This is a genomic window from Paenibacillus sp. FSL M7-0802 (genome assembly GCF_038004945.1).
Classification (GTDB): Bacteria; Bacillota; Bacilli; order Paenibacillales; family Paenibacillaceae; genus Paenibacillus; species Paenibacillus polymyxa_B.
In genome coordinates, this window is record NZ_JBBOSD010000001.1 from 913,002 (window position 1) to 925,830 (window position 12,829).

10 protein-coding genes are annotated in these 12,829 nt (G+C 45.8%); 2 read left to right on the forward strand and 8 right to left on the reverse strand.

Translation table 11 applies throughout. From position 1 onward, the window contains the following. Position 1 precedes the first annotated feature (1 nt). A complete protein-coding gene (locus MHB54_RS04670; RefSeq protein WP_068940179.1) occupies positions 2-2,809 on the reverse strand; it encodes a bifunctional glycosyltransferase/class I SAM-dependent methyltransferase in 2,808 nt (935 codons plus the stop codon). A gap of 435 nt (positions 2,810-3,244) precedes the next feature. Between MHB54_RS04670 and MHB54_RS04675 the strand changes: the two genes are divergently transcribed. Further along, a complete protein-coding gene (locus MHB54_RS04675; RefSeq protein ID WP_023987894.1) occupies positions 3,245-4,315 on the forward strand; it encodes a glycosyltransferase family 2 protein in 1,071 nt (356 codons plus the stop codon). 250 nt (positions 4,316-4,565) lie between these two features. Here the strand turns inward: MHB54_RS04675 and MHB54_RS04680 are convergent, their stop codons facing one another. The 7 genes from MHB54_RS04680 to MHB54_RS04710 all read right to left on the reverse strand — a co-directional run bounded on the left by MHB54_RS04680 (position 4,566) and on the right by MHB54_RS04710 (position 11,339). Continuing rightward, on the reverse strand, positions 4,566-5,135 hold the full coding sequence (locus tag MHB54_RS04680) for a manganese catalase family protein (protein WP_013309567.1): 570 nt from the start codon (positions 5,133-5,135) through the stop codon (positions 4,566-4,568). Positions 5,136-5,168: 33 nt separating this feature from the next. Continuing rightward, positions 5,169-5,618, reverse strand: a complete 450-nt coding sequence (locus tag MHB54_RS04685) for a spore coat protein CotJB (protein WP_023987893.1) — start codon at positions 5,616-5,618, stop codon at positions 5,169-5,171. A gap of 1 nt (position 5,619) precedes the next feature. Next, positions 5,620-5,844, reverse strand: a complete 225-nt coding sequence (locus tag MHB54_RS04690; RefSeq protein ID WP_025722540.1) for a spore coat associated protein CotJA — start codon at positions 5,842-5,844, stop codon at positions 5,620-5,622. 240 nt (positions 5,845-6,084) lie between these two features. Continuing rightward, on the reverse strand, positions 6,085-7,434 hold the full coding sequence (locus tag MHB54_RS04695; protein ID WP_023987891.1) for a hemolysin family protein: 1,350 nt from the start codon (positions 7,432-7,434) through the stop codon (positions 6,085-6,087). Positions 7,435-7,542: 108 nt separating this feature from the next. Then, positions 7,543-8,673, reverse strand: a complete 1,131-nt coding sequence (yfkAB, locus tag MHB54_RS04700) for a radical SAM/CxCxxxxC motif protein YfkAB (RefSeq protein WP_023987890.1) — start codon at positions 8,671-8,673, stop codon at positions 7,543-7,545. A 97-nt stretch (positions 8,674-8,770) separates the two neighbouring features. Beyond that, entirely contained in the window at positions 8,771-9,931 is a 1,161-nt protein-coding gene (locus MHB54_RS04705) for an HD-GYP domain-containing protein (RefSeq protein ID WP_025722542.1), read from the reverse strand. After that, positions 9,885-11,339: a bifunctional metallophosphatase/5'-nucleotidase gene (locus tag MHB54_RS04710; protein ID WP_068940177.1), complete on the reverse strand. Its 1,455-nt coding sequence runs from the start codon at positions 11,337-11,339 to the stop codon at positions 9,885-9,887. The genes MHB54_RS04705 and MHB54_RS04710 overlap by 47 nt, the downstream gene beginning before the upstream one ends. Before the next feature lie 319 nt (positions 11,340-11,658). On the opposite strand from MHB54_RS04710, the gene MHB54_RS04715 reads away from it, so the two are divergent. Further along, positions 11,659-12,723, forward strand: coding sequence for an HD-GYP domain-containing protein (locus tag MHB54_RS04715; protein ID WP_023987887.1), 1,065 nt, complete (start codon positions 11,659-11,661; stop codon positions 12,721-12,723). Positions 12,724-12,829: the final 106 nt, after the last annotated feature.

Here is a 12,829-nt window from a genome sequence, read left to right on the forward strand (position 1 = left end):
ATTAAATTACTCTTGCGACACAGCACAGTTCATGACCCCGTTTCTCGCCTTGAAGTTTGGCTAACAATCCCATTTGCTCCGTAAAGGCAAGCTCACCGTACAAAGGATGGGCTTGCAGCAGGGCATCCAAACCAGAGGGAAGTTGGCGGGTGAACATAGCCACTGGGCGGAAGCCAGACTTTGCTAGTAAGAGCGCAAGCGTGTGCTCAGAATAATGATACAAATGATCTTCCTCCGTAAATAAAGGCGAATAAACACCATAAGCCTCATTGGTGAACGAGTTTTTGTTGGGCACCGTAATATATAACGTTCCGTCAGGTTGAAGCTGTTCGCGTAAATCTGTCAAAAATGTAACAGGGTCCGCAATATGCTCCAGCACATGCCAGCATGCTACGGCCTCGTATTTGTGATCCAGTGATAAGTCAGTATCTTCTTCTGCTTCTTGTTCTTCATTCAATTCCTGTATTTCATGTGCTTCTTCGGTTTGAGTATCTTCTTCGGCTTCATCGCCCCAGTAACCCGGCAATAAATCCACGTCATATTTGTATTTGGCGTAAGCACGCGAGTCTATGGAAGGTTCAATGCCCACTGCATCCCAGCCGGCTTGAAGGGCAGCATGAATAAATTCTCCGGTACCTGATCCAATCTCAAGCAATTTTCCTTTACTGGTACTGAACATATCCAGCAGCATAAGTCCAAAAAGGGCATGATCTCCATAAGTTGAAGTTGCTGCACTATCCCGCATAGCAACCCATTCGGCATTATAAATTTTTGCAATCATATCCTCTGGCTGTATATGATCCACATCATTACGAAAAACCAATCCGCAGGAGCCGCATCCCATCAAGGTAAAGCGTTCATAGCTATGAAATACTGCCGTGTCGGATGAGCCACACAGTTTGCATTTACTATAAAGTAAGTCCTTTGTTTCAATTTTTATTTGTAGGTCGGAATTATTAATAACCTGGACACTCGCAATCTCTGCAACATCCATGGCGTTCACATCATCGGCAGCTTCATACTCTGGTGCAGTTTCTTTTTCTGCATTTATGTTGTCCTGATCTACCCAAAGCGTGAGTCGGGGGTTCGGGTCCAAAATAGATTCATATTGCTCTTTCCAGCCATAACGAGCACTTGGATCAAGCAACTGGTATCGCTGAAATTTGGCCATGCGAATAGCAGGTGTACACCATCCCCAATGCTGGATACGGTAGTTGCTGATTTCACTGGGTAGGTCAAGCACATTTTCGGGAAATCTCCCACAGTGCAAGGACTGCTCCTTCCATTTATAAGAAAACCCTTCCTTATATCGAATTAAAAAAGGACGGTAATACTGATGAGCCTGCCAATAATCATCATCGCGATAATGCGTGGAAGTCCACATATCAAACAACCTGAAACAAATCGTATCCGCTTTCGTTCCTGCTAACAACGAATGTACCCCTTGAGCAAAACGGGATTCGAACATTTCGTCAGCGTCCATGTTTAATATCCATTCGGGAGAGGATGCCAACGTCTCTCTCCACTGCTGTTTTCGCAGCTCTAATTCATTGGTAAAAGAAGCTGTTTCATTGCGTATTAAACGCAATGGGATTCCCTTCAGGATCTCGCGGCACAACTCTCCGCTATCATCCTGACTGCCATCATCAATAATGACCGCTTCATCAATATATTCCCGATGACTCCGCAGCACGTCAATGAGCTTGCGATCTGCCTCATTGTATACCGTCATGGTCAGCGTCAATTTGGGTTTGGAGACAGGCGGCGTATGAAGTTCACTTTGTCGTGGACCAGAGAATGTTTGTGGTACAGCAAAAGAATCTGCAGTGTACTTGGCAAAGACAGCTGACTCACGGAGATCATAAGGTATAACAGGAGGTTCAGAGAACTTAGAGGGACTTGATGATGCAGAACGATTGAAGGCAGGAGAGTTAGTAGAAGTATCGGAGTGATCCAGATATGCTAAATGTTCTGAATGGTCCGTATGAACACCACTCGTTGTAAAATACTTTAGGGTGAATAGTAGCTGCTCTGCCTTTATTCTGTCCGCTTCCCGGTACAGATGCATCGCCGGATAGTGTGTATCCACAAAAAGTGGAAATCCAAATGCAGCTGCCCTAATACAGAAATGTCGATCTTCTCCCCAATAGGAAACGTTTTTGATTTTACCAAAGTGAATCCCTGCTTCCAGTGCACGTCTGCGGATTAGGGTGCAAGCGCCTAGACCACCCACCTCGTACAAACCAGGAACATGCAATTGGTGTATGAAATGCAACTCGCGTTGCGCTCGCTCCTCTGCCGACAACACTTCGCCTTCTTCACGATGGAACAAATTATATTCATCACTAACCCACACCTGAGGCAATAGAGGCCCCTCCGGCTGCCAGCGTGTCCAGAAAATCTCAGATACAATATCCTTCTCCGCCTCTACCAGTTTACATAAGGTACGGGAATGGAGAATCAGGTCTGAATCGACCAAAAACAGCGCGTCATAATTATGCTGAAGTGCATAATCAATAAGACGATTTTTAAAATCAGCCACTTTCCAGACGAGGGCAGGCGGCCAATAATGAGTGTGCTCATCACTTCGGTTCTCCACTTGCTGTGAGCCTGTCAACAAGGGCAAAACCCTGCCTGGCAGTCGATTGGAAAAATCGGCAAGCCATTGGCTTGAAGTCGGATTGTCATTATCATCGACAAATAAATAATCGGGCAGCACGTCAGGTGCCTCCAGTCGCTCCAAAGCTTGAAGAAATAAAGACAATGTTTCCGGTTTCTGGTGCACCGGGCTACCGATTAGTATACGCATGATTCAACGCCTCCATCAGGTAGAAGCCTCATAAACCGTTCTCCCTCCATGTCCTAAGGCATACCATAATTGCGACCAAGCGATATGGGAGTGAGCGTGGTAGGAATGGACTTACACCTGGAAATATCAATGAAAACGACATCAATACAAAAATACAACCTTAACATCCAGTTAACTGCCTTTTTTCTGTTTTTCACCTGTTTTCCAACTACATTTAGCCATCAAATTTATTTCCCGGTCGCACTTGATAATATCGAATTTCGCACAATCTCCTCCCCCTTCATATCAGACTTTGATTTTCTAATTTATTAGAGCAAGTTTGAATTTATGATCATTACACATCCTCTAAATGCTCCATCGGAATTACTACATAATGAGCAAGCTATCCTACATAAAATGGAGATTATATCAAGTTTTTTGGGAGGGACAAAGAGCATGGTAACTGTCAGCTTATGTATGATTGTCAAAAATGAAGAAGAAGCACTTCATACCTGTCTGAAATCAGTCCATGACCTGGTAGATGAAATCATTATCGTTGATACTGGCTCTACCGACAGTACCCAAGAGGTAGCTGCATCGTTCAACGCTCGGATATACCCTTTTGAATGGTGTGATGATTTTTCCGCAGCCCGCAATTATGCGTTTGATCAGGCAACACAGGAATATCAATTTTGGCTGGATGCCGACGACATCTTAGAAGAGCAAGACCGACTGGCATTTCTCGACTGGAAAAAACAAGCCACCGTCTCGTATGACAGCATTACGATGGATTATGTGCTATCTGTAGATGAACAGGGGCAGCCGCTGCATAAGCTCAAAAGAAACCGAATGGTGCGACGTGATCGTAAATTCAGATGGATCGGATTTGTTCACGAATTCCTGAATGTGACAGGCAGTACCTTTCACAGTAATATGGCGGTGACTCATAAAAAGACACGTGCTTACACTGATCGTAATTTGCATATCTATCTCAAACATCGGGAGCAAGGCACCGCATTTTCTGAACGAGATCACTACTACTTCGCTAATGAACTTTATGATAACGGACGCATACTAGAAGCCATCCAGCAGTACAAACACTATCTGGGTCTAGATCTCGGATGGATTGAAGATCGGATTGCTGCTTGCTTTAAGCTAGCGGATTGCTACGCTCACCAGGGTCAAAAACAGGAGCAGCGTATGGCTCTGCTTCGCACACTTAACCTTGATGTACCACGCGCACAGTTCTGCTGTGCCTTTGGCAATTTGTTCATTGAAGATGAGCAGTATACTCAAGCCATTTACTGGTTTCGTCAGGCGACGCTGATAGAGCCTCCACAAGATGTGATGGCCTTAACCAATTCCTCGTACTATACCTGGTTTCCACACTTGCAATTATGCCTGTGTTACGACCGAATCGGTGACATCGAAAAGGCAAAATCGCATCATCGCATCGCTCAGTTGCACCATCCTACCCATCCAAGCGTGTTATATAACGAGCAATATTTTGCACAACTGAAGCAATAGGGATGAGAAAGACGCGCCAGGGAAGGTCGTTTAATGTAGGCGGCCTTTTAGTCATCATGCCGATATGTGCTCGGCACGATACCCGGGCTGACAGCCTGCAATTTTTGGGGGCTTTTATTTTTGCCCCCTCTTATATACAAAATGCCCATTGCTACTCCTTGAGAACGACCATTTCATAGCTTAGATGACTTCAAAAGAAAAAAGTCTCCTGCAAGCTTAAGCTCACCAAGAGACCTTGTGTATCATTTTCTCAGAACACTTTCTTCCGATCTCTTTCCCCCTTCAAAATTTCCACAGACTCATGGAAACGGAGCGAATGGATTATTTCGCGTTCACGCAGAAACTTCAGACTATCCTGCAAATCCACATCATCTGTTAAATCAATCAGCCACTGATATGTAGCTCTCGCCTTTTCTTCTGCCGCAATATCCTCATACAAATCCGCAATTGGATCACCCTTGGCTTGAAAATAGGTCGCTGTAAAAGGAACTCCGCCTGCGCTCTGGTAATACAGCGCATGATCATGCGCCGCATAATATTCCCCCAGCCCGGCTGCCTTCATTTGCTCTACACTCGCATCCTTGGTCAGCTTGTAAATCATAGTCGCAATCATTTCGAGGTGCGCAAATTCTTCCGTACCTATATCATTAAGTACGCCGATAACCTTATCCGGAATCGTATACCGCTGATTCAGATACCGCAAAGCCGCCGCCAGCTCGCCATCCGCTCCACCATACTGCTCCATAAGCAGTTTGGCCATATGAGGATCACATTTGCTGACACGTACGGGATATTGCAGTTTTTTCTCATATACCCACATTCATGTTCCTCCTTTATAAAAGGTTGTACCTACCTAGACCTGCCACGGCCAAGGAGTTTGGTTCCATTCCCAAGGATACTTGGAATAGGCACGGCCAAAATTTTGTAAAGGCCCATATAAGATCTGGTACTCGTTAGCAATCGCCGTTCTTTCCTGCGTCAGCTTATTGAACTGTTCGATAGCCTGTAAATCATCCGGGTGTGTATTGAGATACAAATTCAGTTCCACCAATACAAAATCTACCGCCTGAAGCTTCTCCAACAGCGCATAAAACTGGGCATCACCCGGCTTGGTTTGGGGCGTGCAGCCTTGGGCTGGGTTTCCGGCTTGACTATAGTCCTGAGCTTGGCTCTGATACTGGTTCTGGTATGAATACGGATTTGAATAAGGGCTTTGATATGGATTCGGCTGTTGATACCCACTCTCATGCTGAATTTGCTGTTGGAATGGGTTTGGGGACTGACCCTGTTTTGGATTCTCCATTCTATTCGCCTCCCCCCTGGTTTCTCATAGGCTCATAAGGGCTGTAAAGTAGAGGCCATAGTGTCCCCTTCGTCAGCGCCTCATCTGGACTGAATTGCGGTAGACCAGGGGGCTGAAATTGTACAAATAAGTTTGGCGGAAGCACATAAGTCTTGCACAGGACGGGTGGACACGGATCGAACGGGCCGACAAACGGGGCATACTCACCTTGCTGTGGAAATTTCACGGGCCGGGACCTCCTTTGATTGATCCATCTGCTTTACTATTCAACATATGCCGCATCGCCCAAGTCTCGAACAAAAAATCACAGATAAAAATAATTGTTCAAAGAAAATAACTATAGAACTGTTTCTAATCAAAAAAGAGCCTTTAAACCCACGGTACGTGGATCTAAAGGCTCTTTCTTCAGCACTCTATAATAACTTACATACCTCAACTGATCTTACCTATCTCTGTGGATCAGGAATCAATCGGTAGAAAGCTCATCTTCAATCACAGGCTCAGGCTTGCGGTGAATCTTCACTCTCATTATGCGAAGCCTTGTTGCTTCCTCCACCTCAAAGGTAAGGTTATAAAACTCAATTTTCTTCCCTTTCACCGGAATGCCTTCCAATTCCTTGAACAGCCATCCCCCGATGGAATCCACCTCGTCGTCTTCAATATTCACTCCAGTCAAATCATTGACATCCTCAATGAGCATACGACCGTCCACAGAGATGAAGTTCTCCTTCATTTCCACGCTCGGGCGTTCATCCTCAAATTCATCATAGAGATCCCCGACGATTTCCTCCAAAATTTCCTCCGCTGTCAGCAGCCCGGCCGTTCCGCCGTACTCATCTACCACGAGAGTCATTTGGGAATGTTTTTTCTGCATAAGGCGTAGCACGTGACTCACTTCCATGGACTCCGGCACATTCAAAATAGGACGTACCACCGAAGCCAGATCCAGTTGCTCTCCCTGCTCAGCTAGCAGAAGATCCGTAATATGGACAAAACCGATAATCTGGTCTTTATCCTCAACCGCTACCGGGTAGCGGGAATGCTTGGTCTCGCTGATAATCTTGAGATTTTCCTTAAACGACAAATTCGTGTACAAACAATCCATATCTGTACGCGGCAGCATGATTTCGCGGGCAAGCAAGTCAGAAAAATCAAAAATATTATCCATCAGCTTAATTTCGTCCTTATCAATCACACCGCTTTTGGCGCTCTGATTCATCAATATACGAATCTCTTCCTCCGAATGAGCCGCTTCGGCTTCACTCGCCGGCTGAATGCCGAATGCACGCAACAGTAAATTTGCCGCAGCATTCAATACCCAGATCACAGGCAGAAAGACCTTATAAAAAAGCAGCAAAGGCGCCGATAAAAACAACGCCACACCTTCGGTCTTCTGAATCGCTAAGGACTTTGGCGCCAGTTCCCCCAATACGATATGCAAAAAGGTAATTACGCAAAATCCGACGATAACGGATACCGTTGTAATCAGTGTACCGTCAGTTACACCGAGTTTGTGCATGAGTGGCTCTATCAGGTAGCCGGATATTGCTGGCTCTCCAATCCAACCCAAGCCCAATGAAGCCAGCGTAATGCCCAATTGGGTGGCGGACAGATAAGCATCCAACTTTTGGTTCACCTTCAGCGCATAGCCTGCCAGGCGATGACCCTCGCTTTGGAGCTGCGTCAATCGGGATTGGCGCATTTTGACCAACGAAAATTCTGCGGCCACAAATACACCATTTAGAAAGACAAGCAGCAGTACCAAGAGGAGATTCACAGCTAGCAATCCCCAATGAAACTCGGTATGACCATCCAATACGAACTCCCCATTTCTATAGTTTGCATTTTGCATCTTTTGGTTTGCAAGCAATTCAATCCAAATTTTATTGATTGGAAGCTGCTAATTAAAATCATGCAAAAATACTCATAATTGTAATGCTTTTCTTGATTTAAAGTCTATTCCTTTGTAGTACATATCCGCCACGAGCAGGTTCGGTCCACAACAGGCAGCGGCATCACAATGACAGTTCACAGTCTGATTCAGCGGATGCTCATTCAGCCATTCACCAAAAATATCGTCCAGACTGTCTTCCTGAATGTTTCCGAAAGCCGGAATGTCTGCAAAATCCGTCACATACACGCTACCCGTGAACATATTCACATTCACACGGTTTCTTCCGTCTGGATCATTACGCACCGTAATATTCGGTTCCTGACGCAAGCGGCGAAGCAGTTTGCGGTCTTCTTCCCGATCCGAACAAGCAAAGAACGGTAATGTCCCAAACAACATCCACATGTCCTGATTACGTACATCCAGCAGCTTATGGATAGAGTTTCGCATATCGTCGAGTGAAAGCACAGGCAAAGCAGAGGCAAAATTCGACGCATACATTGGATGAACTTCATGCCGTCGGCATCCCATTTCGTTGATTAACTGATGAATGCCCTCCAGCTTCGTGTGTGTCCGATAATTAATCATGGATTCAGCTGAAATGAACATTCCCATTTCACTCAATCTGCGGGCATTTTCCATCATTTTTTCATACAGGCGAACAGCACCCGCACGTGGAGTCGGCCGGCCGGTATTTGCAAAACCCACTTCATAAAAATCGTCCGCATTCAAATAGTTAAACGAAATATGCATCACATCCAGATAAGGAAGCATCTTCTCATATCTGCGAATATCTAACGTCAGATTGGAGTTGATTTGTGAGCGAATACCGCGCTCCTTGGCATATTTCAGCAGTGGAACGATCACTTCATCCACTGTTTTATCGAGTAAAGCAGGTTCCCCGCCTGTAATACTGATGGTCTCCAGATGCTCGACTTCATCCAGACGCTTCAGCATTAGGTCTAACGGCAGGAAAGGGGCCTCCTTCATAACTAACATGTCGCCAACAGCGCAATGCTCACAGCGCATATTACATAGATGCGTTACGGTCATTTCCACACTCGTTAGCAAATGACGACCATGTGTACGCAGTGAGACAATCGGGTCCCACGGATCATAGGTTGGCGATATTTGGGGTAGCGTGTTATTTTGTAGAACTGTCATTATGTTTTCACCTTATTTCTGTTATTAACCTCAAAAGACGTATAATTATCATATCATGATGTGTAAAGTGTCTGCATGCTTTCTTCCACATCATCTGCTAATCTACGTGTACTCCTCCGAAAGGGGCGGCAGTAGCGCCCAATGTGTTTGTAATCATAACCGAGAGGGATACGGACAAATCGACATCATAAGGTGCCTTCACTTCCTGCCCATCCCGGTCCCTTACAATGCGAATGACGGGTCTTTGCGGGATTTTGGGATGTATACGCACCACGACCCCCTCTTCCCCCGTGTTGAGCACCACAGAGAGTCCCAGGGGGTAAATAGCTACACAATCACGAAAGGCTTCCAGCATTCGCTGCTCATATAACGTTCCTGCCCCGGCGTACAGCACTTCCATCGCTTCATAAGGCAACAAAGCCTGTTTATATATCCGACTTGCTGTCATTGCGTCGTACGAGTCCGCCAGACCGATCCATTTCGCATATTCGTGGATCTGGTCCTTTTTCCAACCATGTGGGTATCCACTGCCGTCGATACGCTCATGATGCTGTAATGCACAATGAGCCGACAACAAGGGAATTCCAGGCTCGTCTTTGAGCAGCTTGTAGCCGATCACCGTGTGTGTTTTCATATGCTCATATTCCTCATCCGTCAATTTACCCGGCTTATAGAGTACTTGAGGTGAAATTTTCATTTTACCGATATCGTGCAGTAGTGAACCTATCCCCAGCTCCATGAGCTGGTTATTATCGTAGCCATTGGATATTCCAAGTACTAGTGAATATAAACATACGTTCAAAGAATGATGATACAAATCCTGATCCGCGGCCCCGATATCCATCAACATAATGATGGTGTCCTGACGGCCTCCAATATCGTCCAGAATGGATTCCATCACCTTATAAAATGACTTGCCAAAATATTTGTGCTTATGATCTACGGAGTAGGATGACAACCCTTGAAACTGCTTTTTGATTTCCTGTAGCGCCGCGGCCCTTGTCTGTTCATGGATCATCTCAGGAATGACGATATCTTCTGTCACAGCATCCTCAATGTATACATATCCAATACCGACTTGGCCTAGACGTTCAATCAATCGCGAAGTAAGCTCAACACCTTCCGAGAGCAGCACCATTCCGTTTTCATTGTATATTTTTTTGCCCAGCTTCATGCCGGCTCTCAATAATGTAACAGGTACCAGTCGCAGCTTAATCCTCTCCCGATTGTTTTGATACCTGAAGCCACCTAGCTGCAAAACATTCTTCCATCGCGCCCGGACGCTTCAACTCCATTTCAATCAAATCCCGTAAAAATTCTGGAAGCATAAATCGGAGATCTGTTCCGTTCGCAAGCACTTCATAACCTGCTTTGAAAGTGAACATATCCAACGTGCCCACTGTGTATTCCTCATGCTCTTCCAATAGTTGACCCGCTACACGAATGTCCGTCACTTTTTCATAAGGAGCACGGCCCGAGTCATACTGAATGGCCAAGCCTTCCACACACATCGTGCCAAGCACTTTGCCTCTGAAGCCAAAGCCCGTCATGGGCTTGTCTGTAAATTCAGGCAGCAAGGACTGCTCCAGCGCCAACCGAATATCTCTTCCCCGCAACTTCATAACACAGGCATTAATCGGCGAAGGGCATAAGGAATGTAGTATTCCTTTGCTGATATCCCCTTGAGGTAATGGGCCGAGCAGTTGTCCCGCATTGACGAGGGCAATTTCTGTTCCTGTAAAATGGGACACCGCTTGTGCCAGCATATTCCCAAAAGGGGATTCCTGATCATATGCAATCTCCAGTTTCCGATCCGTCACCGCAATGGTGCTCTCCATGGTGCGCTCTGCTTGTCTGCGATGCACCACAATGGCCGATGCCACTTTTTCGTCCAGTAGTGTCTGATCTACAGGAACTACGCCGCCTGACGTGACTCGAAACGGTTCGAGGCTATTGTTACGACTTAGTGTCACTTCACCCAGCAGCGTTCCGAACTTCCCCGCCCCACATAAAGCTGTTTTTCCGATCCAAAGCGGTTCCTCCAGCACATGATGGGTGTGACCTCCAAGGATAACGTCAATTTCAGGAAACTGCGACGCTAATTTTTGATCGGAAGGTAGACCCAGGTGCGACATCACGACCAAAACATCAACCTGCTTTCTCAGTGCCGCGATCTGCTTCCCCAGCACCTCAAACGGATTGAGCACATCCCAGCCCAGCAATTGATAAAACTCTACAAAAGGAGCCGTCACACCGAGTAAACCGACCTTGATTCCAGCTTTGTCTACGATAAGGGATTCCTTCATCCACGAAGGGCTCATCCCCGTAGCACGCTCTGTCATATTGCCGCATACGACCGGACAATGAATCCCCGCATATGCCTGTTCAATCATATCCGGGGTAAAAGTCAGTCCCTCATTGTTACCGATCGTAATTGCATCGTATCCTGTTAGATTAATCACATCCACATTTGCCCCACCGAGCGTTCCTTCCGTTTCGGGGGCCATCCGGTCCATGTGGTCTCCTATGTCGAGCACAAGCAGCGCATCCCGTGATGCGGCTCTTCGTTCATCGATCATCGCGGCTATCGAAGGCATACTGCCAAAATGACTATGGATATCATTGGTATGCAAAATGGTCAACGTTTGCCGAGTCGTCATCTCCATAACCGCCCTCCTCTATACTTTATATATATCGACTTTGGAGCTTCTAATGTTTAAGCATACCATGTTATTTAGCAATATGGTACATATGAGTGGACATAGTCCTTAAGCTTCGCTGTACTCTCTGAACAAGCTCACATCATAAACATAGTGAAAAGCATTGACGTAATCTACTGTAGGTATCTGATAGGAAACGGGTGCCTGGGACCTATTTTACAGCTTGGAATAATAGTAATTTAGTCGTTGTCATCCCATATAATTCTTGATATATTAGGGTTGTTTCATATTTTCGACAAATTTACGACAATAAGGAGGTTAGCACATGAGAGTTCACGTTACCGATGCCAAGCCGGGAGATCGCCTCAAATCCGATACATACAATGGGCACGGTGTACCTGTCATGATTCAGGGCACCGAGCTTCAGCATGACGACATTTCCAAACTCATTATGCATGGTGTCGATTATATCGACATTGATGCCGGTTCTGCGAGCATTCCGGTTGACTTTGCCCCCGATGTTCCAGCTTCCCCTGAATCCCTCAAACGCGCCGTTCCCCTCATGGAGCAGACGATCAGTGGCTTTGAAAGCATGTTTCTCGAAGCTTCCTCAACTGGAAAATTTGATGAATATCGAGTTGATGAACTGTTCGGCCCTCTCGTTTCAGAGCTGGCTCGTCAAAAAGATGTCGTATCTCTGCTGTTAATTATGGAGCGGGGAGATCACTATACCTATAATCATTCTCTCCAAGTAGGTGTACTGTCATATTACATTGCCACATGGCTTGGATATACAGAAGAAGAAGCCTATGCTGCTGGTAAAGCCGGATATTTACACGATATAGGCAAATCCATGATACCGGATGAAATTTTGAACAAACCAGATAAACTGACACCTGAAGAATTTCATGAAATGAAGAAACATTCTCTCTATGGCTATGATATTATTCGCAATTCAACCAGCGATGAGATTTCTGCAATTGTCGCCTTGCAGCATCACGAGCGTGAAGATGGAAGTGGATATCCCCATGGACTGTTCAAGGAAGAAATTCATCCTTTTGCCAGCATAACAGCTATTGCAGACGTGTATAGCGCGATGATTTCCAATCGTGTGTACCAGACGAAGCAGGAGCTACTCGCCGTATTACGCGAGCTGCACAGCATGAGTTTTGGACATCTAAACCCAGAAGCTACCCAAGTGTTCATCAGACATATGCTTCCTAATTTCATTAATAAGCAGGTTCTGCTGACTACAGGGCAGACAGGAACGATTATTCTGAACAATCCTGCTGATTACTTCAGACCCTTAGTGAGAATTAACGATGATGAATATGTAGATTTATCTAGGGAACGCCATGTATCCATTGATGAAATTTATTTGGAATCCTGATCCGCTACTGCCTCCCGGCGTTACTTCGGTGGAACGAAATGTCTTGCCGAAGCCCAGGCTACGCGAATAAAAAGAGACTGTCCTTGATTCGTAGGTTATTCTACGA